This is a genomic window from Serpens gallinarum (assembly GCF_014836765.1).
Taxonomy (GTDB): domain Bacteria; phylum Pseudomonadota; class Gammaproteobacteria; order Pseudomonadales; family Pseudomonadaceae; genus Serpens; species Serpens gallinarum.
The window spans coordinates 244,551-267,152 of record NZ_JACSQG010000004.1 but is presented as its reverse complement, the minus strand read 5'-3'; the positions used below and the strand labels follow the sequence as shown (position 1 = coordinate 267,152).

Genomic DNA, 22,602 nt, shown 5'->3' with positions numbered 1-22,602 from the left:
ATGCCACTGAAGGCTGACGAGCAGACGTTGTTCAGCTTCGTGCGGCCGATCGATGTGGTGCAGGTCAGTACGCGGGATGCTTGGTTTCCCGAGCTGACTGCGGAAACGACGCCCGAGGGGCAGGTGCTGCGCAGGCTCAGCTTCAATGCGGCGCAGCGGCCGCGCATGCGCATGGAACCGCAGTCCGGCAGCTGGGACTGGAGTCAGGCGCAGGCGATCACGCTGCGTATCCAGAATGCCATGGACTGGGATCTGACCCTGAATGTGCGTATCAACAGTGGGGATGCCAAGACACTGGTCACCCAGGTGGCACTGCCGGCCGGGCCAGCGCAAACTTTGGTGGTGCCGCTGCGTGTCGCCTCGTCTCTGCAGCAAGGTATGCGCGCCCCGCCGCCGATGCCATGGATGCGCGATGGCAATCGCCTGCTGCTGGCCACCTCGGTGGACGGCGAGATCGAAGTCGATCAAGTCAAATCGGTAACCCTCTCATTGAATAATCCCGATGTGCCGCAGCATGTGCTGCTCGGCCATTTTGGCGTGACGACGGAAGATCAGCTGCAAGCGGCGTATGAGGGGATCGTCGACGGCTACGGGCAGTTCACTCGGGGCGAGTGGCCGGAAAAGATCGGCAGCGATGAACAACTGCGCGACAGTGTGGCCCAGGATGACCAAGCCCTGGTCCCCTTGCTTGAGCAGTTACCCGAGCAGGATCGCTTTGGCGGCTTGCGGGGTGGCATCAGCTTTCCGGCCACGGGGTTTTTCACCACAGTGAAGGTCGACGGGCGCTGGTACCTGCAAAGTCCCGAAGGCAACCCGTTCTTTTCCCTGGGCGTCAACGCGGTGACGCGTCAGCACAGCCAAACCTATGTGCAGGGGCGCGAGGCGATGTTTCGCGACCTGCCGGAGCCTGACCAGGCCCTGGCGGCCTTTTATGGCGAGTCGGACAACCGCAGCGACATCGGCGCCAACCGCAATCGGCAGTTCGACCATGGCCACTGGTACGACTTCTACAACGCCAATCGCTACCGGGTACGGGCCGAACAGGCCTGTCGGCAAACGGCGGACTGTGCTCCCTGCGACCCGGCTAACGAGGCGGTCAGACTCAACGAGATCACCGCGGAACAGGCACAAGCCTGCATCCTGATGCGCAACCAGGCGGTCGTCGGCCAATGGGCCGAGCAGTCTCTGCAGCGCCTCAAGGCCTGGGGTTTCAACAGCATCGGCAACTGGAGCGACGCGGAGCTGCGTGATCCGCAGCGCATGCCGTATACGCTGCCTTTGCTGATCGGTGGCGACTACGCGACCATCTCCACTGGCCATGACTGGTGGGGCGCCATGCCCGATCCATTCGATCCACGTTTCGCCATGGCCGCCGAGCGCAACATCGCCATTGCCGCGCGCGGCCGGCGGGACGATTCCTGGCTGCTGGGCTTCTTCGCTGACAACGAACTGGCCTGGGCCGCGCCCGGCGAACATCCCCATGCGCGTTATGCGCTGGCCTATGGCACGTTGCGGGCGACGACGGATGTGCCGGCTAAACGAGCCTTCCTCAAGCTGTTGCGCGACAAGTACCGCAACCAGCAAGGGTTGGCCCAGGCGTGGGGGATCGAACTGCCAGCCTGGGAATTGATGGAAGATCCCGGCTTCGAGGCGCCGTTGCCGAGCGCGGAATTTCCCGCCATCGAAGAGGATTTTCAACGCTTTCTGCGCCTGTACGCCGACACCTATTTCAAGACCGTCGCCGATGCGCTGGACTGGCATGCGCCCAATCATCTGTTGCTCGGTGGGCGTTTCGCGGTCAGCACGCCGGAGGCGTTGGCGGCCTGCGCACAGTACTGCGATGTGCTGAGTTTCAATGTCTACACCCGTGCGCCGCAGCAGGGCTATGATTTTGCCGCGTTGCAGGCACTGGACAAGCCGGTGCTGATCAGCGAGTTCAGTTTCGGCTCTCGAGATCGCGGCCCGTTCTGGCCGGGGTTGCTCGAAGTCCCCACCGAAGAAGCACGGGGCTCGGCCTATGCACATTTTCTCGAGCGGGCGACGAAAGAACCGAGCCTGGTGGGCGTTCACTGGTTCCAGTATCTGGACCAGCCCGTGACCGGTCGCTTGCTGGATGGCGAAAATGGCCATTTAGGCCTGGTCGGTATCACCGACCGGCCCTTCGCCAGCTTCGTACAGGCTGTCCGTCGCGCCAACCTGCGCGTGGCGCAGGATTGGTTGCCGGTGGCGGTGGGCGGGGCTGAGGATTCAGAAGGGCAGCCGTAGCGTGTGGAAGGGTGAGACGACAACGGATGGCTAGCGCTGCGCTCAACCGTCCTCCGTGACGGTGCGATGCGGCAGCGAAATGTAGGGTGGATCGCGCTTCACCGATCCACCGGGTGGCGATCCACCGGGTGGCGCTCCACCGAGCGGTATTGGAGGGGTAAAAAGCGACATTCACCCTACGGGCTGGTGCGTAACCGGTAGGGGCGAATTTATTCGCCTGGAGCAGGGCCTTCAGTCCACGCTGATGCCGCGACCAACATAGGATCTCAGCCACATCGCTCGTCGTCGCCCCGCAGTCATCGAAGGGATCGGTGCCAGGCGAATAAATTCGCCCCTACATATTCGGGTCGGTTATTTCCATTTTGGTGTTAGGTAAGCCTGCCGCACGGAATACTCCGCCGGCGGGGTGCTCGCCGAGCATCCGGTTTCCAGCCCTTCCGCCTGCAACGAGCGCCGCCGCCCTATGCCAGCTGCGGCTCCGCTTTGATACTACCGGCGCAACTCCTCTGCCCAGGCCATCACCGGCACGTTTTCTTGCGGGTTCCAGATCCGCTGCCAGAGGGTCAGCAGGCGGGCGGTATCGCTGCGCTGCATGGGGCGTCGCTCCACCCAGGCAATCGGCTGCCATTGATCGTCGCGCCATTCGGCCATGGGGAAGCGAAAAGGGTGGTAGCCGGCCATGCCCATGCGCAAATCGGTTACCACCAGCTGATCGCCAATGCGGTCATAGCGCAGGATGCCGCGGGAAAACCACTCCAGCCGGGCATGCTGAGGCGAGTCACGCAGCGACTCACGCCAGTGGAGCCCGCGCGGCAATGACTGCAACGCGGGCGGCTGGGGGTCGAGCCAACTGACCAGGACTTCGTGGTACCGCTCGCCATCCAGCACGATGACCCGCCAGAGCAGGCTGTTGAACGGTGTCGGGGTGCTGAACATAGCCTCGGCCTGGATACCGTCGCGGGTCAACGCCTGCTGAACCCGATGTTCCGCCATTTGCTGACCGGCTAGGGTGAAGGCGAGGTACAGGCTCGACAGTCCCAGCGCACCGTATTGCCAACGCAGGCCTTTGTTGCCTAACCCAATGACCGCCCCGACCAGCACCGCGCCCAGCAGCGGCAGGGTGTACAGCGGGTCGATGATGAAGATGCTGGCCCAGGCAATCGGCGGCGAGGTCAGTGGCCAGAGCAGCTGGGTGCCGTAACTGGTGAAGGAGTCCAGCAAGGTATGCGTGACCAGTATCAGCCAGATTGTCAGCAGCATGCGCGCGCCGGTATAGCCCGGATTCGGTCGCCAGCGTCGCACCAGCCAGGTCAACAGAAGCGCTGCGCCGCTGAGTACGAACAACGAATGACTGAAGCCGCGGTGATAGGTCATTTGCGCCACGGCATCGCCGTAGTCGATGACCACATCCAGATCCGGCAGCGTGCCGAGCATGGCGCCACACAGCAGAGCCTTGCGTCCCTGCCAACGACCGAGCATCGCGCCTTGAATGCTGGCACCGAGCACAGCCTGGGTGATGGAATCCATGGGGGTACCGGGTAACGGACGGGTGGTTAACTTACCCGAGAGGCGAAAAAGAAACAGTGATTAATCTTGAGCAAATCCTTCAGGGTGGCGATGGCAAGGGATGGCGCATTCGGTAAAACCGAACGCGCCATCGAAACCGGCTATCCGCCGGAGGAGATGGGAATCTGCCGTTGCGTCGGCATGGCTTCCGGCTTTCTCGGCAGGTGAAGGGTCAGCACGCCATTGTTGAAGCGTGCCTCGATTTTCTCGGCGTCCACATCCTGTGGCAGTGAAAAGCTGCGCTGAAAGCTTCCGTAGTAGCGTTCCGAGTAATAGGAATTTTTGTTGTCTTCTTCCGATTGCGCCTTCTTCTCACCTTGAATCGTCAGGTTGCCGTTGGCCAGTGTTATCTGGAGGTCTTTTTCTTCCAGACCCGGTAATTCGGCGGTGATTTCGAAGGCGTCCTGTTTCTCAGAGATATCCACTGCGGGCATCAGGCGATTGGCCGCAGTCTCCGCCCCCCACAAAGGCGACTCGAAAGCACTGCTTCCGAACGGCGACATAGGCGAACCCAGGCCGAAATCCGAGAAGAGGTTGTCGATCTGCCGGCGCAGGCGGCTGATGGGATGCCGCCCGGATTCCTGCATGTTGGAAGAGCGCTCGCGCTGCTGATCGACCTGCATGGATTTGTCAGTGTCATTCATGGCGAAATCCTCCTTATATAAATAGGAGCCTGCATAAATAAACTAGAGCGAGTTGAATGGATCGGTGATGACACTGGTCGGAAAGCAGCTGGCTGGCGTTGGTGGTCAAACCAACGGTGTTCTGCGTTATCCTCACGCCGCCCTGGCTTCTCGGAACTTCCATGTTGCACATTTCCAACAGCGTCGAATTGCCTGACAGCGAAATCGAACTGACCGCCATTCGTGCCCAGGGCGCGGGTGGACAGAACGTCAACAAGGTCTCAAGTGCGCTGCACCTGCGGTTCGATATCCGCGCCTCGTCATTGCCGGCGTTCTACAAGGAGCGGCTGTTGGCCTTGCGCGACAGCCGCATCACCGCCGACGGGGTGATCGTCATCAAGGCGCAGCAGTTCCGTACCCAGGAACAGAACCGCGCCGATGCCTTGGCGCGTTTGGCCGAGCTGATCCGCAGCGCGACCAAGGTGGAGAAGACGCGTCGGCCAACCAAGCCCACCCTCGGCTCGAAGACGCGTCGCCTGGAGGGCAAGAGCAAGCGCGCCACGATCAAGGCCGGGCGCGGTAAGGTGGATTTCTAGCAAGCGCGCGGCCGGTTCCGTTCAGACACCAGGGCGTTCAGCTACCTGATCGGTGCGCGCCGCCATGATGAAGTCGTTGCGGTGCAGTCCACGGATTTTGTGCGTCCACCAAGTGACGGTGACCTTGCCCCATTCGGTGAGCAGCGAAGGGTGATGACCTTCGGCTTCGGCGATTGCGCCGACCGCCTGGGTGAAGGCCAGAGCCTGGCGGAAGTTCTTGAATGTGAAGGTTTTTTCCAGCTGCAGGACGCCCTCGCGGGTTTCCACGCTCCAGTCGGGAATCTGTTTGAGCAGGCTGGCCAGTTCATCCTCGGAGACGTGGGGCGCGTCGGCGCGGCAGGCTTCACAATGGGCTTGGGTCAGATCGGACATGGAGATTCTCCTAACGTGCGTGTTCTTGTTGGTATGACGACTAGGCGGCCTTTGGCGGAAACTTCGGCGCGTGCAATCCCAGCTTCATGGCCTGGTGTACCCAGCCCATGATGTCCTCGTTGCTCAGCTCGAACAAACGCTTGAGGGTCGGCAGCACGAAGTACAGCGGCTGCAGGATATCGATGCGGTAGGGCGTGCGCATGGCTTCAAGTGGGTCGAAAGGCAGGTGTTCAGGCGTCTCGGACAGACAATAGACCGTTTCCTTGGCCGACGAGAGGATGCCGCCGCCGTAGATGCGTCGCCCGGCCTCGGTGTCGACCAGGCCGAACTCCACCGTCATCCAGTACAGGCGGGCGAGAAATACCCGCTCTTCCTTGCTGGCCTGCAAGCCGAGGCGGCCGTAGGTTTGGGTAAAAGCGGCGAACCAAGGGTTGGTCAGCAGCGGACAGTGTCCGAACAGCTCGTGGAAAATGTCCGGTTCCTGCAAGTAATCCAACTCCTCGAAGGTACGGATAAAGGTGGCAACCGGGAAGCGTTTGCTGGCCAGCAGTTCAAAGAACGTCTGGAAGGGGATCAGCGCCGGTACCCGGACTACTTGCCAGCCGGTGGTGTTACCCAGCACCTGGTTGATCTCGTCCAGCTGAGGAATTCGATCACGCGGCAAGGCCAGCTGGTCGATGCCGTCAAGATAGTCCTGGCAAGCGCGCCCTTCGATCAATCGCAACTGGCGCTCGATCAGTATCTGCCAGACCTGATGTTCGGCCTCGGGATAGGCGATGAAACCTTTTTGGTCCGGTTTGCGGGCTTGGTACTGAGTGCTCATGAATGGCCTCCGCCCATGGGCAGTAATGCTTCGAACCTAGCCCAGACGTGCAGGAATGTGCCTGAGAAAACGGCTGCCAAGGGCGAGCAGATTCGCTCCGTCTGTAACGCCAGGCTTACGCCATTCGGCAATTGGCCTGCTCGGCTACGCTGAGCTGGAAAGAGCGTCACGAAAAGCTGACGCAAAAAACGGCACGCTCTCATTTGACTCTCCCTAATGGGCTGAAAAACATGCGCATCAAGATTCATTGCCTGAACCGCCTGGGTATCCTGCGGGACATTCTCGATCGACTGGTGGATTACGGCGTCAATGTGGCGCGTGGCGAGGTGGGCGGCGAGCAGGGCAACGCCATCTATTTGCACTGCCCGAACCTGATCAATCTGCAATTCCATGCCTTGCAGCCGAAGCTGGAAGGAATTGAGGGTGTGTTCGGCGTTAAACGTGTCGGTCTGATGCCCAGCGAGCGACGTCATCTGGAACTCAATGCCCTGCTTGGCGCGCTGGAGTTTCCGGTGCTGTCGGTGGACATGGCTGGCGCAATCGTTGCTGCCAATCGCGCTGCCGCCCATCTGCTCGGCGTGCGCGTGGACGAAGTGCCGGGCATTGCCCTGGCGCGATATGTCGAGGATTTCGATCTGCCCGCCTTGGTGCGCGCCAATAGATCGCGGATCAATGGTTTGCGGATCAAGGTAAAGGGTGATGTGTTTCTGGCCGATATCGCGCCGCTGCAAGTCGAGCACGATGGCAGTGATGCATTGGCCGGCGCGGTCCTCAGCCTGCATCGCGCAGATCGGGTCGGCGAGCGCATCTATCAGGTGCGCAAGCATGAGCTGCGCGGTTTCGACAGTATCTTTCAGAGTTCGAAGCGGATGGCGGCCGTGGTGCGTGAAGCGCGGCGCATGGCGCCGTTGGATGCGCCGCTGCTGATCGAGGGCGAGACCGGCACCGGCAAGGAGCTGCTGGCGCGCGCTTGCCATCTGGCCAGCCCGCGTGGCCAGGCGCCGTTCATGGCGCTGAATTGCGCCGGGCTGCCGGAATCCATGGCCGAGACCGAACTGTTCGGCTATGGCCCCGGCGCCTTCGCCGGGGCACGGCCGGAAGGCAAGCTCGGCCTGCTGGAGCTCACCTCCAGCGGCACGCTGTTTCTCGATGGGGTGGGCGAGATGAGCCCGCGACTGCAGGCCAAGCTGTTGCGTTTTTTGCAGGACGGCGGTTTTCGCCGGGTCGGCAGCGACGAAGAGGTGTACCTGGACGTGCGGGTAATCTGTGCCACTCAGGTGGATTTGTCCGAGCTGTGCGCGCGGGGTGAGTTTCGCGAAGACCTGTATCACCGTCTGAACGTGCTGAGCCTGCATATTCCGCCCCTGCGCGAGTGCCTCGACGGGCTGCCGGCGCTGGCGGAGCATTTTCTCGATCAGGCCAGCCGGCAGATCGGTTGTGCCTTGCCCAGTCTGGCGCCCAAGGCGGTGGAACGGCTGTTGAACTACCACTGGCCGGGCAACGTGCGCCAGTTGGAAAACACCTTGTTCCAGGCGGTGTCGCTGTGCGAGGGCGGGGTGGTCAAGCCCGAGCACATTCGCCTGCCGGATTACGGCGCACCGCACCCGTTGGGCGAATTTTCCACGGAGGGGAGTCTCGACGAGATTCTCGGTCGTTTCGAAAAAGCCGTGCTGGAGCGGCTGCATGGCCAATACCCAAGCAGCCGCCTGCTCGGCAAGCGGCTCGGCGTGTCGCATACCACCATTGCCAACAAGCTGCGCGAATATGGGTTGTCGGGAAATGGAGGGCGGTAAGGCGCCTGTCAACTGCCGCTATAGTTTTTGGCAGACGCCGATGTCGGCGTGGGTCTCGAACCAAGAGGGACTGCCATGAACACTACCTCGGGCCAATCCGCCAATCATGGGGATGAACCGTCGGTCGATCACCTGCGTTTCCATCGACCCCATGCGCACCTGACGCCGACCTTCGGCAACGACCGCTTTGCTTTGCAGGCCGAGGCGTTTGCGCGGTTTTTCGGCACGCCGTTGTTTCTCGGCGTGCAGACGCTGATCGTGCTGGCGTGGATGGCGGCCAATACCCTGGGCGTTGCCCGTTTCGATGTCTACCCGTTCATCCTGCTCAATCTGGCGTTCAGCTTGCAGGCAGCCTATGCCGCGCCGCTGATTCTGCTGGCCCAGACCCGTCAGGCCGCCCGCGACAAGGCCCACGCCGAAGCTGACGCCCGGCATCGTGAAGCCCTGGCACTGGCCAATGAACATCGCCAAGCGCAGGCCGCGCAGAATACGCAGCAATTGTTGAAACTGATGGAACAGAACACCCGGTTGACCGAGACAACCAAGCAACTGAGCGAGCGGATCGAGCAGCTGACTGCCGAGATACATGCCCGCTTTGTTGCGCACAACGAAACGCCGCGCTGACAGGCCGTTGAAAGCTACCTGCGTTGGCAATACTTCGTTAAAAACAGCCTTCGAAAGCCGCTTGCGGCTAGCGCGCTTCAGCGCGGCCCGAAGGGCGAACGAAGTGAGTAATGTTCATTTAGAACACCTAAACTGCGCTTCTTCGGCTGTTTTGACCAACCTTCGGTTGTTACTGCGTTGCGCCTCGTATTGCCTGCTCGCCTACGCTTTTTCAACGGCCTGCTGAAGAGCGCGGCGGTAGCGGTCGGATCAGTGCGCCGGGTAGTCGGCGATGACCTGCTCGGCGCCGGTCTTGCGCAAGCCGATGACCTGATAAGCATCGCGATGGTCACCCATTTCCATGCCCGGCGAACCCATCGGCATGCCTGGTACGGCGAGGCCGGCGAGGTCGGGGCGCTTGCGCAATTCCAGCACCTGGGCGGCAGGCACATGGCCTTCGACGAAGCGCCCGTCAATCACGCCGGTGTGGCACGAAGCCAGACGCGGCGGAACGCCGAGCCGCTGCTTGACGGCGACCATGTCCCGCTCGACATGATCACGCACGGTGAAGCCGTTGCTTTCCAGGTGCTTGATCCAGTCCTTGCAGCAGCCGCAGTTGGCATCGCGGTGCACGTCGATGACCACAGGTTCTGCGGCCTGGCCGACGGCACTGAACAGCAGGGTGCTCAGAGCGGCGATGCGCAAGGTTTTACGAGTGGGGAAATGCATGGTGGTCGCTCCGATGTTCTGGGCTTGGAGATGGGGGCAGCGGGCGGATGCTTGCACATTCCACCCGGTTCGCCAGGGTATGCAGCGTCTGACTAGCCGCAGCAGCCGCCGCAGCACGAAGAGGCTTTTTTGGCCGCGGGGGCATCAACGGTGGCGGGATAACCGGCCTCGTCCAGGGCGGCAATCAGCGCGGCGCTGTCCGCTTCGCCGGCGACGCGGACGCGTCCGGTCACTACATCAATCTGGACGCTTTGCACGCCATTGAGGGGCATCAGGGCTTCGTTGACATGCTTGACGCAGGATTCGCAGCTCATGCCTTCAACGCGGAGTTCGATCGTGTTCATGGTGGTTCCTCGAGCAGTAGGGGCCAGGACCTTGGGGCCATTTTCGACCTTGTCACGAGGGCAAGGTCAAGGGGGGATTCGGGAAGTGAGTCTGCCCTGCACCAGGACGCGAAGGATTGATTTTTATCAAGATCCGCGAATAGCGCAGGGGGTGGTGAAGCATGAGCGCACCCGTAAGGGCGGCCTCGCCTGCAACCCGCCAGCGCGGCATGTCTAAGCACCACTCGGACGCATGTAACATACGCCCGGTCTTATGATCGCTGGCTTATTCACTTACGGATTCCCTGCATGTCCGCTACCCCTGCAGTTCGCCACGCCGATAACGGCTGGTCGGTGTTCAAGGTTTTTCTGCGTCTAGGCCTGACCTCGTTTGGCGGGCCGATTGCGCATCTGGGTTATTTTCGCACCGAGTTCGTCAGCCGCCGCCAGTGGCTGAGCGAGCGCAGCTTTGCCGACCTGGTGGCGCTGTGTCAGTTCCTGCCCGGACCGTCCAGCAGTCAGGTGGGCATCGCGCTGGGTTTGTCACGCGCCGGTTATCGCGGTGCGCTGGCGGCGTGGGCGGGCTTCACCCTGCCGTCGGCGATCCTGCTGATTCTTTTCGCCCTGGGGATCACCCGTTGGGGGGAGCTGTTGCCGTCGGGGCTGTTGCACGGGCTCAAGGTGGTCGCCGTGGCGGTGGTGGCCCAGGCGGTGTGGGGGATGGCCCGCAGCTTCTGTACCGACGTGCCGCGGGTCGCAATCATGGCCCTGGCCACCGGCATCCTGGTGGCCTGGCCCTCGTCGCTGGGCCAGGTTGCCGTGATCATTGGGGCTGGGCTGCTCGGTCTGTTGCTGTTCAAGCCAAGCCGTGACGGTGAGCATGAACCCTTGCCAATCACGGTCGGGCACGGCGCCGGACTGCTGATGCTGGGGCTGTTTTTTGCATTGCTGCTCGGCTTGCCCGTGCTTGCCCAGTTGTGGCCCAGCCAGACACCCCAGCTCATCGATGCATTCTATCGCGCGGGCTCGCTGGTATTCGGCGGTGGCCATGTGGTGTTGCCCTTACTGCAAAGCGAAGTGGTCCACACTGGCTGGGTCAGCAATGAGGCGTTCCTGGCCGGCTATGGTGCGACCCAGGCGGTCCCCGGTCCGCTGTTCACCTTCTCGGCCTTTCTCGGCGCTTCCATGAACAGCGCACCGAGCGGCTGGCTGGGCGGACTGCTGTGTCTGGTGGTGGTGTTTGCGCCTTCTTTTCTGCTGGTCATCGGCGTGCTGCCGTTCTGGGAGCGCCTGCGCGCCAGCCTGCGCACCCAGGCGGCGCTGATCGGCGTGAATGCGGCGGTGGTCGGCCTGCTACTGGCGGCGCTGTATCGGCCGGTGTGGACCAGCGCGATTCTTACCTTCGGTGATTTCGCCCTGGCGCTGCTGGCCCTGGTGGCACTGATGCGCTGGAAGTTGCCGCCCTGGCTGGTGGTGCTGGGGTGCGGGTTGGGTGGCTGGGGCTTGAGCGGCCTCTGAGCCTGTGGGGTGGTGCCGTCTGGTGCGCCCTCCACGCCACGTTTTCCTTATACTCCGCGCGGTGTTGCGGCTTCATCGAGGGGAAACTGAATGATGGCGGACTGGGTGCAGGTGCTGGCCGATGTGGCGCGCTGGACGCTGTGCGGCGGAGTGTGCGTCGCCTTGCTGATGGGCTGCAGGGCGCTGCCGCCCACAGATATTCGACTGGAATCGAAAGCCCTTGAACCTGCCGAGTCTGCCGCAACCCCGCTGGGCCGTGCCCTGGCGCCGGAAATCGAGGCGCATCCGGGACTTTCCGGAATCTTCCCGCTGGCCGATGCCCAGGATGCCTTCGCCGCCCGCGTGCTGCTGGCCCGCGCCGCCGAGCGCACCCTGGACGTGCAGTACTACATTTGGCGCGGCGACATGACCGGCACCTTGTTGTTCGAGGCGCTGCACGAGGCCGCCGACCGCGGGGTGCGGGTGCGTCTGTTGCTTGACGACAACAATACCTCGGGCCTGGACCCCACCCTGCGTGCCCTGGATGCACACCCGCTGATCGAGGTTCGGTTGTTCAATCCCTTCCTTGTACGCAGCCCGCGTGTGTTCGGCTTCCTCAGCGACTTTTCCCGTCTCAACCGGCGCATGCACAACAAATCCTTCACGGCAGACAGCCAGGCGACCATCGTTGGTGGGCGCAATATTGGCGATGAATATTTCGGCGCCGGAGACGGCGTGCTGTTCGCGGATCTGGACGTGATCGCAGTGGGGCCGGTGGTGACGGAAGTGTCGAGCGATTTTGACCGTTACTGGGCCAGCGAATCCAGCTATCCCGTTGGGCTGTTGTTACCAGTGGCCGATCCCGAGCAGCTTACGCGTCTGGCGACATCCGCCTCGCTGGTGGAGCGCAGCCCAGCCGCCGCCAGTTATGTGCAGGCCATTCGTGAATCGAACTTCATCGGCCAGATGCTGGAGGGTTCGCTGACATTTCAGTGGTCGCCCACCCGCCTGGTCAGCGATGACCCGGCCAAAGGGCTGGGGCGGGCCGAACCGGAAGCGCTGTTGCCTTTTCAGCTGCACGAAATCATCGGCGTGCCGCGTAGCGACGTAGAGTTGGTTTCGCCGTATTTCGTTCCGACCCAGGCGGGTGTCGAAGCGTTCGTGGCGTTGGCGCAAATGGGCGTCAAGGTACGCATCCTGACCAATTCGCTGGACGCCACCGATGTGGCAGCGGTGCATTCCGGTTATGCCAAACACCGTAGGGCGCTTCTCGAAGCGGGCATCGAGCTGTATGAAATGCGTCGGCTGAATCCGGAAATGGACAAGCGCAAGCGCACCGGCCCGTTCGGCAGCTCCGGCTCCAGTCTGCACGCCAAAACCTTCGCGGTGGATCGTCAGCGCGTGTTTGTTGGCTCGTTCAACTTCGATCCGCGCTCGGTCAGCCTGAATACCGAGCTGGGCCTGATCATTGACAATCCGGTATTGGCTGGACAAATCGACGATATGTTCAATAGCGGCATCGCCCGCACGGCCTATGAAGTGCGCCTGACGGACGACGGCACGCTGTACTGGATAGAGCAGGTTGGCGGGCAGGACGTGTACCACGCCCGCGAACCCGGAACTACGGTCTGGCAGCGCCTGGGGGTAAGCGTGCTGGCGTTGCTACCGATCGACTGGTTGCTATAACACCGGCTTCGCCTTGCTGGGCACCGGCACTGGCACCCGCGCCGGTGTCCGTACAGCGGGTCGCCGATCGAGAAAGACCGCGCGGAGGCAGTCGGTGATCGGCACTTCCACCCTGCGGTACATGATGATCGCCACCAGGTAGCAAAGCCCGATAGCCAGCGGCGTGGTCAGGTACGCCAGCGCGCTGGGCGTATCGAATACCGGGACAACCTTGCCAAACGCTTTCATCACGTAGGGATGGAACAGGTACAGGGAAAAACTGGCATCGCCGATCAACACCACCGCCGTGGGCAGCCGGATGCTCGACAGGCCATGCACAATCGCCAGAAACCCGAACAGTGCCGGAATGCCCCAGTAGCCGGCTCGCCCGAGCAGAGGGTCCAGCACGTCGCTGAACGGCATGCAGGCCAGGCAGGCCACACCCAGCAGCACCAGCGCCCAGCGCATGCCGGTGGTCAGGCTGGCGCGCCAGGCTGCGGTGCGTGCATACAGGGCATAACAGCCCATGCCGAAGATGAACTCGAGAAGAATCGCGTCGGTATAAAAGGCCGGCACGACTGCGTCGAACTTCATCACGTGGCCCAGCAGCACCAGTACCGCGATCATCAGGGAGCAGATCAGCAGTCGGTGGCGATGATTGATAGCCATGGACAAGGCGAACAGGGCATAAAAGAACATCTCAAAATTCAGCGTCCAGCCCAGAAACAGCAGCGGCTGCACGTACTCGCCTTTTTGGTAGGGGATGAACAGCAGTGACTTGATCAGACCTTCAAGATCCGCCGTGGTGTTGTCCAGCAGACTCGGCAACAGCAGGGCGATGGCGAATACGCCCAAGGTACCCAGCCAGTAAAGAGGGAGCACCCGGATAATCCGTTTGGTGAGGAAATGCCGGGTCGAGTGGGCGGTAACCAGAGCCATGATGAAGCCACTGATGACGAAGAAAATGTCGACGCCCCAGGCGCCGTTGCGAAACAGCGGAATGTGGTAAATGACCACAGCGGAGGCCGCGAGCGCACGCAGTAATTGGATGCTGTCGAGTTTGTCGGGAATAAGCGGGGCGGCGGAAGGCATGCAGAACTCCATTTCTGTCGGGTTACGAGCCACAGCCTGTGGTTGTGCTCTCGAAGGGGCGAGCAGACGGGCATCCTTGCTCCAAACGATTGAGTAAAGCAGCTTGGCGGTGGGCTAAGAACGTACGCCTGGGATTTTTGACAACCGGTCAAAAACGGCTAGACCGAAGACTCGGCCAGGCGGTTTCTCTGGCCGTGCGGGAGCTGGACAGCTTATTTCGCAGGAGCGATTCATGAAAATTCTCGCCGGCCTTGTACTGGTTCTGGCCTGTATGGCCCAGGCCGCATCCGACCGGGTAGTACCGCCCGACTCGGGATATACCAGCGCCCCAAGCGGGCCGAGGGCTCCAGGCGCAATGGAAAAATGGCTGCACGGGCTTCCTTCGATTGTGTGCTGGGGAGACTCGCTGACCAGTGCGTCCTACCCGCGTATTCTCGCCAAGCTCACCGGCCGTCCCGTGACCAGTCGTGGGGTGGGCGGCAACACCAGTGCGCAAATTGCCGCCCGCCAAGGCGGCCGGCCCACCTACATGACGCTCGTGGGCGGACGGATCCCCGCCAGCGGTGCGGTACGAGTGGAGTCGTTCACCGTCACGCCCATGGGCATCTACGGCAAGCAGGTGATTGAAGGCAGTATTGGTGGCGTGGCAGGAGTGCTGCGGCGACTCTCCCAGGAAACCTACGAATTCACCCGCACGACACCGGGGGCCGCCGTCGAGGTACCGGTGGCATTACCGTTCATGCCTGACGTGGGCGAGACCGACTTCGAGATCGCGGTGATCTGGGCGGGGCGCAACAACTATGACGAACCGGCGCAGGTCTTATCCGATGTGCGCGCCATGGTTGAGTTCCTCAAACCCCTCAACAAGCGCTTCGTGGTGCTCTCGCCACCCAATGGCAATTACCGCGACGAGTACATCGGTGCGCCGAACTACCACTACTTCGTCGAGATCCGCGATGGCTTGCGCAACGCCTACCCCAACAACTTCCTCGATGTCTGGCAGTTGCTGGTGCAAAGCTACGATCCGTCAGATCCCCGTGATGTCGCCGATTACCAGAAGGGCATACCGCCGCACTCCTTGCGCGATGACGATATTCATCTGAATGAGGCGGGCAATCGCAAGGTCGCCGCGTGGGTGCGTGACTACTTGATCGGCTTCAAAGGCTATTGAATATCGAACCCCTCGCGGGCGACCGTCACGGTCGGGCGAGGGAACGGCGAGGGCAGGCTTACTGCTGCAGACGCAGCGCGCTCAGGTCGAGATGGCCATTGCTCACCGGCGGGCACCAGTAGTAACCGCCGGTGATGGGACGGCTGAAGCGGAACAGCGCGTCGAGGATGCCATCCTCCAGACCGGCCATGCGGCGCATCTGCATCTCGAAGGCCGTGAAGGAATGACCGAAGGCCAGGAACAGCAGACCGGCCTGCTGGCCATCCGACCAGGGCATGGAGCGGCGCAGCATGAACGCTTCGGGGCTGAAGCTCTCTTGCGCGGTGCGCTTGACATGGGCCGACTCGGGCGCGTCCTCGATCTCTTCGTTATCGCTCTTGCGCCGGCCCATGACATGGTCCTGCTCGAGGGGCGAGAAGCTCGCGAACTGGTCGAGGTCGTGCACCCAGTGCTGGATCGCCGCGAAGCTGCCGCCTTCCATCCCGGCCGGTGCATTGCTGACAAAGGCGGCGTCCAGCGCATCATCACCCTTGGGGTTTTCCGTGCCGTCTTCGTAGCCGGTCAGGTCATGCCCGGTCTTGTAGCGGAACGCGTCGGTGGCCTGCACCAGGCGCAGCGCCGGGGCCAGAGCCGCTTCCACGGCACGGGTGCGCAGCAGCAGCTCACCGCGATCATCACCGCGCAACCAGCACCACAGGGCATGCTGGGTCGAGGGCACATCCACGCCCACGCCACTGATGGCTGGGAAGGCACGTAGCCCGTCGACAGGGGCGGACAGTACCTGAACCAGTGATTCGCCAAAGCCGACCACGGTCGCATCGCCGTTGACAAGCTGGCAAAGGTGATCCAGTGCCGCCGGAAGGGCTTCAGGCTGTTCCAGGGTAAAAAACAGATGTCGGGCCACAAGCGGCACCGGCGAGGCAAGAATCCCTGGCTGGTAATACGACATGACAACTCCTTGGCAACTAAAAAAAATACGCCGGAACGCCGCGCGCTGTACCGCGAACGTCCGAAAGAACCTGATATGAATTTTATCGCGCCGCGATCTCTTGGGGACAGGCGAAAGGCTATGGAAGCCAGAGAGACGGCCTATGTCGATAGCAAACATTAGGGGCAGCCCCGCCGTTGCCTGTGACGCCGCTGGCGGGCTGCCCGTGGTGATATGCCAAGCCAAACTCTTTGGGCGGAGGTCGTCCTAGTCGGCTGACTCAGAACAACTCCTGCTCATCGCGAATCAGCACGCCATGCAGTCCTTGTTCATCTTCCTGGCAGTCGTACAGGTAATACATCACCACCACGCCATTCTCCATCACGGCCACGTAGTCGCCCGGCTCGACGGTGAAGAAGCGCGGTGAGGCCGGGGACTCCATGCATTCGATGTCGGCCGTCACAAACTGCTCGGGGTCTTCCTCGCCGAAGAAGTCGGCGCGTTCGGCCTCGCTCCACGCCTCGGGAGTCTGGAAGGCGCCAGTGAACAGAATGCGCGCATCGCCGAGTTCTTCCTCCTCGGCATCCGGATCATTGTCGTCGGGACGGTACAGCGTGCACTCCAGGGCTGCGCTGCTGTTCAGCACCGTCTGTCGGGCGGCCAGGCGACGGCTCGGGTCGAGTTCTGCGGCGTTGCACATCTGCACCCAGACAGGGTCGAGATCAGCGGTCATGTAATTGATTTCCGTAGGTAGAAAAAGTATGTCCCGTGCTCAGCGCGGATAGAGCGGCGGCAGGGCGGTGTCGGTGGCCTGGGCGCCGCTCCGTTGAGGCTCGGGCAGGTCGCGGATGGCTTTCCATAAGGCTTCGCCATTCCAGGTTTGTTCGGTTTCGCTGTACAGCACGCCATTGAGACCATCCAGGGCATCGGACAGCGGTACGTGGCGCGCGGCCATATCGGCGAGAGTCTCCGGGTGCGCACGGGCCCAGGCGTCCAGTGCGTGCCGGGTGGCCTGCGGATCGTTGGCCAGACAGGCGCGCTTGAGGTCGTCAAGCAGACTGCGTGCGCTGGGACCAGGGAGTGTGGCGCGCTGAATGGCGGGCTGACGCCGGGCATGCCACCACAGGCCGAAGCCGAGCAGGGTGGTGCAGGCCAGCAGGGCGCTGCTCAGTTGCCAAGGCCACAGGGCCTGGTTGGGCACCGACGGGGCTAACGGCGGCAGGGCCAGGTCCAGTTGCGGATTGCTGGCCACGGCAAAGCTGCGCGCCGGCAAGCGGGTGCGTTCCAGGCTGTCGGTTTGGGTGTTCCACCAGACGACTTCCACGGCGGGCACCTGCACCTGACCTGCGCGATTGGGCACCAGCGCTTCGCTTTGCTCGCGGCTGCCGATCAACCCCTGTTCGGTGGTTTCGTTGCTCAGTTTGGGCTGGTCCGGGTAGTGGCGCAGGTCGGCGCTTTGCGTGGCCGGCAGCGGTGGCAGTTGGGTGCTGGACAGGCCTTCGACGCGCAGAACCCGTTGGCGGGTCAGCGAATCACCGACGCTGACCTGTTCTGGCTCGGGGGTCCAGGTTTCGCTCAGGGTCAGGGCGCTGGCGGGCAGCCAGGGGGCATCGCTTGGGTAGTCGGCGGGCTTGGCCTTTACCGTGAGTGGAATGACCGGCGAGGTGACCCGCACGCTGCGGCCCGAACGCGGGCCGAAGGGGTTGAACTGGTCGGGGTTGTTGCGTTCGACCAAGGTGGCGCTGAACACCTGCGCGGGTAGTTCGATGTCACCGCTGCGCAAGGGGAAAATCGCATAGCGGATTTCGATCACGCCATGGCGCACGCCGTTGATCATTTTTTCGTAGGTGATCGGTTTGCCAAGCTGCTCGACGCGCGCTTCGGGTGTCTGCAACGGTGTCAGGGCACTGTCATCGAACAGCGTCACCGAGTGGTAGATGCGCAGGGTCAGCACCACCTGAGCCTGCACGTAGGCGCTGTCCCGGTCGAGGCTGGCGTCGATGAACACCGGGGAGAGCCTGCCGGGTGCGTCTGTGGGCGCCTGGGCCGGGGTGACATGCAGAGTGATTGGCGTGGACCAGACCTCGCCCAGCTTCAGGGGCGGGATGACCACGAAGCCGGTTTGTCGGGGCGCCAGCGTAATGATCCAGCGGGTGATGGTGTGGGCCACGCCGTCGACGGTGACCAGGCGATTGACCTGTTGGCTGTCGAGTACCTTGAACAGCGGGTGCAAGGGCGCGAGGTCCGGTTTGCCAGCCAGGGTTACGCCGGCGACTTCCAGGGTCAGTTGCAGGGTTTCGCCCATGCTGAACTGCTGGCGGTCGACACTGGCGTGCAGCCGGGCCTCGGCGCTGGCCAGGCCGCTGAGCAGGCAAAAAAAGAAAACGCAGAGCAGGCGCATCATCGCTGGGGATTCCTGGTGTGTTGTTCGTACCTGAACTTGCGGCGCAGCAGTTCGGCGGGGTCATCGGGAATCTGGCGCAGCCATTGTTCCAGCGCCTGGCGGCGTTCGTCACCCAGCGCATCGGCCGGTTGCGCGGTGGCATGAGCCGGTTGCTCGCTGTCCGACTCGCTGGCGGTGCCACTGGCCGGGGCGGTCGATGCGTCGTCGGTCTCCAGGGATTCGCCCTCGGGGCTGTTATCCGCGTCGCGCTCCTGGCCTTCCTGACCGGGAGAGCCGGCAGCGGATGGCTCGGGTGTACTGCTGGATGACGGACTGTCATCGTGCTGCTGTTCTTCTTCTCGCTCACGCAGCAGATTTTCGATCAGCGTGCGGTTGTGCAGGGCCTGGGGCAGTTCCGGTTGCAAGACCAAGGCTTGATCGTAGGCCTCCAGCGCAGCCTGCAGATCGCCAGCCTGGGCCAGCGCGTTGCCGCGATTGTAATGATCGGCGGCGCTGTCGCCCTGAGCGAAGCGCTGGGCGGCGGCGGGGTAGTCACCAGCCTGGTACAGGGCATGGCCCTGGCGCAGCGGATCGCTGAAGCGCTGCGCGGCTTCGGCGGGGCGTTGCGCATCGAGCAGGCGCTGGCCTTGCTGGTCGGCGCGCAGCCACAGGTCATCGAAACTCCAGGCATACCCAGGCTGTGGCAAGACCATGAGCAAGGGCAGGCAGAACAACCAGCCGCGCCGTCCCGCGCAGGCGGCGAGCAGCAGCAGGGGCAATAGCAGCCAGTGGCCCTGGTCGAGCCAGTGGGCGAGGCGGACAAATTCACCGTCTTCTTCGCGCAGGTGCTGCGGAGCGTCGAGCAGGTCGAGTGTGCGCAAGTCGCCCTCGTCCAGACGCCAGGGCGCATAGCGGGCGCCGATCTGGTCGGCGAAGCGGCGTAAGCCGGCATCGTCCAGGCGCGACAGGATGATCGCGCCCTGATCATCCAGACGGTAACCGCCCCCTTCCTGAACGATCGGCGCGCCCTGGGAGGTGCCCATGCCCAGCATGAGCAAACGTTCGCCCTGGCGGCCGAGTTGTCGTGCAATGGCACTGCGTTCTGTCTCGCTCAGCGCGCCGGTAATCAACAGCAGCCGTCCTTGATCGCGCGCACCTTGGTGCAGCAGGTCCAGGGCCTTGGCCACGGCCAGATCGGCGCGTTGGCCCGGCTCGGGCATGATCGAGGGCTTGAGCGCGTCGAGCAGATTGTGCGTGGTGGCCGTGTCGTCGGACAACGGCACCAGCACGTGGGCGCTGCCGGCATACACGACGACGGCGGTCTGGGCGTCTCGGCGAGCCTCGAGCAGGTCGAGAATCTTGCGCCGCGCCTGTTCCAGACGATTGGGTGGCGTGTCGCCTGCCAGCATCTGCGGCGTCAGGTCGATGATGATGACCAGCGGATCAGCCGGTTTGCCGACGGTTTGCTCCAACTGCTGCCAACTGGGACCGAGCAAGGCCAAAAGGGCCAGCAGCCAGGCCAGGCCCAGCGCGATCCACGGCAGGCGATTGCCGCGCCCGTTGCTGCGGGTGAGCAGCAGGCTATGAAAGGCGCTGGGCAGGATCTGCTGCCAGCGGCCGGCTCGCCGTTCGCGGTGCCACAGCTGCCAGAGCAGCCAGCCGAGCAGGGGAGCGAGCAACAGCCAGGCGGGGCGCAGCCAATGCGGCAAGAGTAGTTCCATCACCGTGACCTCCGCAGCCAGTAGGGACGCAGGCCCTGCGGCCAGAGTACACGGCCGACCAGCAGCACGCTGAGTACCAGGCCAGCGCCCAGTGGCCAGCTGTACAGCGCAAGAATCTGCCGTGCCTGGGTGGGTTGCTGCGCTACCGGCTCGAGCGTGTCCAGCAGCGCTTCGATGTCTTGCAGCTGTTCACGGGACTGGGCGCGGAAATACTGCCCGCCGGTGAGCGCGGCGATTTCCTGCAACAGGCCTTCGTCCAGGTCCATGCCCGGGGTGAAGGCGAAGACGCCGCGCTGGCCGCCCTGACCCGGCGCGGCGCCGATGCCGATCGGATAAATCGTCACGTTGTGCAAGGCCGCCATGCGCGCAGCGGTGAGCGGGTCCAAGGTGCCGCTGGTGTTGGCACCGTCAGTAACCAGCACCAGTACGCGGCTGTCAGCCGGACGTTCGCGCAGACGCTTGACCGCCAGGCCAATGGCATCGCCGATGGCGGTGTTTTGCCCGGCGATGCCGATCAACGCTTCGTCGAGCCAGGTGCGCACGGTGTGCCGGTCGAAGGTCAGCGGCGATTGCAGGTAGGCCTGGCTGCCGAACAGGATCAGGCCGACGCGGTCGCCGTGGCGCTCCTCGATGAAATCGCCGAGCAGTCGTTTGACCAGGGTGAGGCGGCTGATGGCCTGTTCGTCCCAGCGCATGTCCGGGTAATCCATGGAGCCGGAAACATCCACGGCGAGCAGCAGGTCGCGGCCGCTGGCCGGTATCGGCAGGGGTTCGCCCAGCCAGTGCGGGCGCGCGGCGGCGAGTAACAGGCACAGCCAGAGCAGAGCGAACGGGGCTTGCTGGCGCCACGCCGGCAGATTGGCGCGTGCCTTATGGCCGGCGAGGCTTTCCAGTTCGGCGAGAAAATTCACCTTGAGCGCCGCTTCGCCATTGTCCGCCGGAGGCAGCAGCCAGCGCAGCAGCCAGGGCAGCGGGGCGAGCAAAAAGACCCAGGGCCAGGCGAATTCAAACATGCTTGCGAATCCAGGTTTCGACGGCGCGGTGCAGATCGTCCACGGCCTTGTCGTCGAGCAGACACTGCGGGCGATAGGCACCGTCCACCAGCACCATCCAGCGGGTCAGCCCGGCGGCCGGGCAACGGTTATCGAGAAACGCCAGCCAGGCCCGGCCGCTCAGGGTCTGGCAGTGGCTGTCCGGGTAATGCTGCAGGCACAGGCGCTTGAGCAGGCCATTGAGCTGTTGCAGCCAGGGACCTGCCGGTTGCTGGTAGTAGGGTTTGGCCAGGCTGGCGAGTTCGTCCAGTGCCCGTTGGCGGCGGGGGTCCAGCTCCGGCTCGTGGGCCGGGCGACGGTGCAGGCGAATCGACAGGTACCACAGTGCGCAGAGCAGCAACGGCACGCCGACGGCCAGCAGCCACCAGCCCGGCGCCGGCGGCCACCAGGGCACCGGCGGGGGCGGCAACAGAGGTTGCAGTGCGTCGAGCGTGCTCATCGGCGGGAGTCCGCAGCAGGTTGTTCCAGGTATTCGCGCAATTGCTCGAACATGTCCGTCTGGCTGCTCAGGGGTAGCAGCAGCGCGCGCATCCTTTGCGCAGCGTGCTGCCAGCGCAGGCGCCGTGCTTCGCCCAATTCGCGGTAGGCGCGGCGCAGGTCGCTGTCATAGGTGTCCAGCTCCAGCACTGCCTGCTGTTCGCCAAACCGCAGCAGGCCGGCGGCGGGCAGCGCGTGGTCGAGGGGGTCGGAAATGGGCAACAGGATCAGGTCGATGTGGCGGCCCAGCAGGGCCAGTTGTTGCTCGGCCGCATCGGTGAGCGCGCGTTCGTCGCAAATCACCACCAGCAGGCTGCCGGGACGCAGCACTTCGCGGGCGCGGCGCAATGCGGGGCCGAACGTGCCCTGCGGAGCCTGCATGTCGGCGTGCAGGGCATGGTTGGCGCCCACCAGCCGGTTGAGCAACTGCAACAGGCTTTGCTTGCTGCGTCGCGGGCGCACTTCGTGGTGCTCGCCATCACCAAACACCAGCCCGCCGATGCGGTCGTTGTGTGTCAATGCGGCCCAGCCGAACAGCGCCGCAGCTTGGGCGGCGAGCACGGATTTGAGTTGCACGCCGCTGCCAAAAAACAGCGGGCGACTCTGCTCAACCAGCAGGTACACCGGGCGCTCACGTTCTTCATGGAACAGCTTGGTGTGCGGTTCCTGGGTGCGCGCGGTGACGCGCCAGTCGATGGTGCGCACATCGTCGCCCGGCTGGTAGACGCGCACCTGGTCAAAGTCGATACCGCGTCCGCGCAGCTTGGAACGGTGCAGGCCGATCAATGGACTGCGTCGGCTGGGCGTGGAGAACAGCTGCACCTCGCGCAGGCGATGGCGGATGTCGATCAGTTCGGCCAGGCTCACGCGCACGCCGGGTTGCGACGGCAGGGTGTGCATGGTTCAGCGCTCCGCGTGAGAAA

At 63.3% G+C, this 22,602-nt stretch carries 21 protein-coding genes; 7 read left to right on the top strand and 14 right to left on the bottom strand.

Features of this window, described 5'->3' with window-relative positions; all coding sequences use genetic code 11:
• Positions 1 to 2,265: a beta-agarase gene (locus tag H9642_RS10550; protein WP_251836399.1), complete on the top strand. Its 2,265-nt coding sequence runs from the start codon at positions 1 to 3 to the stop codon at positions 2,263 to 2,265.
• A gap of 489 nt (positions 2,266 to 2,754) precedes the next feature.
• Here H9642_RS10550 and H9642_RS10545 read toward each other — a convergent pair whose 3' ends face one another.
• Both H9642_RS10545 and H9642_RS10540 read right to left on the bottom strand, forming a co-directional pair.
• Positions 2,755 to 3,792 carry a metal-dependent hydrolase gene (locus H9642_RS10545; RefSeq protein ID WP_251836398.1) on the bottom strand — a complete coding sequence of 346 codons (1,038 nt, stop codon included), beginning with the start codon at positions 3,790 to 3,792 and terminating at the stop codon, positions 2,755 to 2,757.
• A 140-nt stretch (positions 3,793 to 3,932) separates the two neighbouring features.
• On the bottom strand, positions 3,933 to 4,454 hold the full coding sequence (locus H9642_RS10540) for an Hsp20/alpha crystallin family protein (RefSeq protein WP_251836397.1): 522 nt from the start codon (positions 4,452 to 4,454) through the stop codon (positions 3,933 to 3,935).
• 182 nt (positions 4,455 to 4,636) lie between these two features.
• Between H9642_RS10540 and arfB the strand changes: the two genes are divergently transcribed.
• Positions 4,637 to 5,050, top strand: a complete 414-nt coding sequence (arfB, locus tag H9642_RS10535) for an alternative ribosome rescue aminoacyl-tRNA hydrolase ArfB (protein ID WP_251836396.1) — start codon at positions 4,637 to 4,639, stop codon at positions 5,048 to 5,050.
• Positions 5,051 to 5,071: 21 nt separating this feature from the next.
• On the opposite strand, the gene H9642_RS10530 is transcribed toward arfB, so the two are convergent.
• Together H9642_RS10530 and phhA are read right to left on the bottom strand one after the other, a co-directional pair.
• On the bottom strand, positions 5,072 to 5,422 hold the full coding sequence (locus H9642_RS10530) for a 4a-hydroxytetrahydrobiopterin dehydratase (RefSeq protein WP_251836395.1): 351 nt from the start codon (positions 5,420 to 5,422) through the stop codon (positions 5,072 to 5,074).
• A 40-nt stretch (positions 5,423 to 5,462) separates the two neighbouring features.
• Positions 5,463 to 6,245, bottom strand: a complete 783-nt coding sequence (gene phhA / locus H9642_RS10525) for a phenylalanine 4-monooxygenase (protein WP_251836394.1) — start codon at positions 6,243 to 6,245, stop codon at positions 5,463 to 5,465.
• A gap of 230 nt (positions 6,246 to 6,475) precedes the next feature.
• Here phhA and H9642_RS10520 point away from each other — a divergent pair, with 230 nt between their 5' ends.
• Together H9642_RS10520 and H9642_RS10515 are read left to right on the top strand one after the other, a co-directional pair.
• Entirely contained in the window at positions 6,476 to 8,038 is a 1,563-nt protein-coding gene (locus H9642_RS10520) for a sigma-54-dependent transcriptional regulator (protein WP_251836393.1), read from the top strand.
• A gap of 75 nt (positions 8,039 to 8,113) precedes the next feature.
• On the top strand, positions 8,114 to 8,662 hold the full coding sequence (locus tag H9642_RS10515; RefSeq protein WP_251836392.1) for a DUF1003 domain-containing protein: 549 nt from the start codon (positions 8,114 to 8,116) through the stop codon (positions 8,660 to 8,662).
• Between the two features lie 249 nt (positions 8,663 to 8,911).
• On the opposite strand, the gene H9642_RS10510 is transcribed toward H9642_RS10515, so the two are convergent.
• A complete protein-coding gene (locus H9642_RS10510) occupies positions 8,912 to 9,370 on the bottom strand; it encodes a DUF411 domain-containing protein (protein WP_251836391.1) in 459 nt (152 codons plus the stop codon).
• A gap of 92 nt (positions 9,371 to 9,462) precedes the next feature.
• Positions 9,463 to 9,714, bottom strand: coding sequence for a heavy-metal-associated domain-containing protein (locus H9642_RS10505; protein ID WP_251836390.1), 252 nt, complete (start codon positions 9,712 to 9,714; stop codon positions 9,463 to 9,465).
• Between the two features lie 288 nt (positions 9,715 to 10,002).
• On the opposite strand from H9642_RS10505, the gene chrA reads away from it, so the two are divergent.
• Both chrA and H9642_RS10495 read left to right on the top strand, forming a co-directional pair.
• On the top strand, positions 10,003 to 11,211 hold the full coding sequence (gene chrA / locus H9642_RS10500; protein WP_251836389.1) for a chromate efflux transporter: 1,209 nt from the start codon (positions 10,003 to 10,005) through the stop codon (positions 11,209 to 11,211).
• 90 nt (positions 11,212 to 11,301) lie between these two features.
• Positions 11,302 to 12,876 carry a phospholipase D family protein gene (locus H9642_RS10495; RefSeq protein WP_433962692.1) on the top strand — a complete coding sequence of 525 codons (1,575 nt, stop codon included), beginning with the start codon at positions 11,302 to 11,304 and terminating at the stop codon, positions 12,874 to 12,876.
• Here the strand turns inward: H9642_RS10495 and H9642_RS10490 are convergent.
• A complete protein-coding gene (locus H9642_RS10490; protein ID WP_251836388.1) occupies positions 12,871 to 13,947 on the bottom strand; it encodes an acyltransferase family protein in 1,077 nt (358 codons plus the stop codon). The two genes, H9642_RS10495 and H9642_RS10490, sit on opposite strands and share 6 nt — an antisense overlap.
• Positions 13,948 to 14,179: 232 nt before the next feature.
• Between H9642_RS10490 and H9642_RS10485 the strand changes: the two genes are divergently transcribed.
• Positions 14,180 to 15,118 (top strand): SGNH/GDSL hydrolase family protein, encoded by a 939-nt coding sequence (locus H9642_RS10485; protein WP_251836387.1) that lies wholly within the window; start codon positions 14,180 to 14,182, stop codon positions 15,116 to 15,118.
• 58 nt (positions 15,119 to 15,176) lie between these two features.
• Here H9642_RS10485 and H9642_RS10480 read toward each other — a convergent pair whose 3' ends face one another.
• From H9642_RS10480 to H9642_RS10450, 7 genes are all read right to left on the bottom strand, one after another.
• Positions 15,177 to 16,067 carry a Dyp-type peroxidase gene (locus tag H9642_RS10480; protein WP_251836386.1) on the bottom strand — a complete coding sequence of 297 codons (891 nt, stop codon included), beginning with the start codon at positions 16,065 to 16,067 and terminating at the stop codon, positions 15,177 to 15,179.
• Positions 16,068 to 16,326: 259 nt separating this feature from the next.
• The gene (locus H9642_RS10475; protein WP_251836431.1) at positions 16,327 to 16,746 is read right to left on the bottom strand and encodes a hypothetical protein; all 420 of its coding nucleotides are present in this window, start codon (positions 16,744 to 16,746) and stop codon (positions 16,327 to 16,329) included.
• Between the two features lie 72 nt (positions 16,747 to 16,818).
• On the bottom strand, positions 16,819 to 18,450 hold the full coding sequence (locus H9642_RS10470; RefSeq protein ID WP_251836385.1) for a protein BatD: 1,632 nt from the start codon (positions 18,448 to 18,450) through the stop codon (positions 16,819 to 16,821).
• The gene (locus H9642_RS10465) at positions 18,447 to 20,150 is read right to left on the bottom strand and encodes a VWA domain-containing protein (RefSeq protein WP_251836384.1); all 1,704 of its coding nucleotides are present in this window, start codon (positions 20,148 to 20,150) and stop codon (positions 18,447 to 18,449) included. The genes H9642_RS10470 and H9642_RS10465 overlap by 4 nt, the downstream gene beginning before the upstream one ends.
• Positions 20,150 to 21,163, bottom strand: a complete 1,014-nt coding sequence (locus H9642_RS10460; RefSeq protein WP_251836383.1) for a vWA domain-containing protein — start codon at positions 21,161 to 21,163, stop codon at positions 20,150 to 20,152. The genes H9642_RS10465 and H9642_RS10460 overlap by 1 nt, the downstream gene beginning before the upstream one ends.
• The gene (locus tag H9642_RS10455) at positions 21,156 to 21,641 is read right to left on the bottom strand and encodes a DUF4381 domain-containing protein (protein WP_251836382.1); all 486 of its coding nucleotides are present in this window, start codon (positions 21,639 to 21,641) and stop codon (positions 21,156 to 21,158) included. The genes H9642_RS10460 and H9642_RS10455 overlap by 8 nt, the downstream gene beginning before the upstream one ends.
• Complete coding sequence (locus H9642_RS10450; protein ID WP_251836381.1) at positions 21,638 to 22,579, bottom strand: DUF58 domain-containing protein; 942 nt, start codon at positions 22,577 to 22,579, stop codon at positions 21,638 to 21,640. Before H9642_RS10450 ends, H9642_RS10455 begins: the two co-directional genes overlap by 4 nt.
• Positions 22,580 to 22,602: the final 23 nt, after the last annotated feature.

Excerpts from the sequence above, each read along its gene's own strand:
- arfB (WP_251836396.1), top strand. The coding sequence starts at position 4,637 with ATGTTGCACATTTCCAACAGCGTCGAATTGCCTGACAGCGAAATCGAA.
- chrA (WP_251836389.1), top strand. The coding sequence starts at position 10,003 with ATGTCCGCTACCCCTGCAGTTCGCCACGCCGATAACGGCTGGTCGGTG.
- H9642_RS10465 (WP_251836384.1), bottom strand. The coding sequence starts at position 20,150 with ATGGAACTACTCTTGCCGCATTGGCTGCGCCCCGCCTGGCTGTTGCTC.
- H9642_RS10475 (WP_251836431.1), bottom strand. The coding sequence starts at position 16,746 with ATGTGCAACGCCGCAGAACTCGACCCGAGCCGTCGCCTGGCCGCCCGA.
- H9642_RS10490 (WP_251836388.1), bottom strand. The coding sequence starts at position 13,947 with ATGCCTTCCGCCGCCCCGCTTATTCCCGACAAACTCGACAGCATCCAA.
- H9642_RS10485 (WP_251836387.1), top strand. The coding sequence starts at position 14,180 with ATGAAAATTCTCGCCGGCCTTGTACTGGTTCTGGCCTGTATGGCCCAG.
- H9642_RS10505 (WP_251836390.1), bottom strand. The coding sequence starts at position 9,714 with ATGAACACGATCGAACTCCGCGTTGAAGGCATGAGCTGCGAATCCTGC.
- H9642_RS10520 (WP_251836393.1), top strand. The coding sequence starts at position 6,476 with ATGCGCATCAAGATTCATTGCCTGAACCGCCTGGGTATCCTGCGGGAC.
- H9642_RS10545 (WP_251836398.1), bottom strand. The coding sequence starts at position 3,792 with ATGGATTCCATCACCCAGGCTGTGCTCGGTGCCAGCATTCAAGGCGCG.
- H9642_RS10530 (WP_251836395.1), bottom strand. The coding sequence starts at position 5,422 with ATGTCCGATCTGACCCAAGCCCATTGTGAAGCCTGCCGCGCCGACGCG.
- H9642_RS10480 (WP_251836386.1), bottom strand. The coding sequence starts at position 16,067 with ATGTCGTATTACCAGCCAGGGATTCTTGCCTCGCCGGTGCCGCTTGTG.
- H9642_RS10470 (WP_251836385.1), bottom strand. The coding sequence starts at position 18,450 with ATGATGCGCCTGCTCTGCGTTTTCTTTTTTTGCCTGCTCAGCGGCCTG.
- H9642_RS10450 (WP_251836381.1), bottom strand. The coding sequence starts at position 22,579 with ATGCACACCCTGCCGTCGCAACCCGGCGTGCGCGTGAGCCTGGCCGAA.
- H9642_RS10455 (WP_251836382.1), bottom strand. The coding sequence starts at position 21,641 with ATGAGCACGCTCGACGCACTGCAACCTCTGTTGCCGCCCCCGCCGGTG.
- H9642_RS10550 (WP_251836399.1), top strand. The coding sequence starts at position 1 with ATGCCACTGAAGGCTGACGAGCAGACGTTGTTCAGCTTCGTGCGGCCG.
- H9642_RS10540 (WP_251836397.1), bottom strand. The coding sequence starts at position 4,454 with ATGCAGGTCGATCAGCAGCGCGAGCGCTCTTCCAACATGCAGGAATCC.
- H9642_RS10510 (WP_251836391.1), bottom strand. The coding sequence starts at position 9,370 with ATGCATTTCCCCACTCGTAAAACCTTGCGCATCGCCGCTCTGAGCACC.
- H9642_RS10460 (WP_251836383.1), bottom strand. The coding sequence starts at position 21,163 with ATGTTTGAATTCGCCTGGCCCTGGGTCTTTTTGCTCGCCCCGCTGCCC.
- H9642_RS10495 (WP_433962692.1), top strand. The coding sequence starts at position 11,302 with ATGATGGCGGACTGGGTGCAGGTGCTGGCCGATGTGGCGCGCTGGACG.
- H9642_RS10515 (WP_251836392.1), top strand. The coding sequence starts at position 8,114 with ATGAACACTACCTCGGGCCAATCCGCCAATCATGGGGATGAACCGTCG.
- phhA (WP_251836394.1), bottom strand. The coding sequence starts at position 6,245 with ATGAGCACTCAGTACCAAGCCCGCAAACCGGACCAAAAAGGTTTCATC.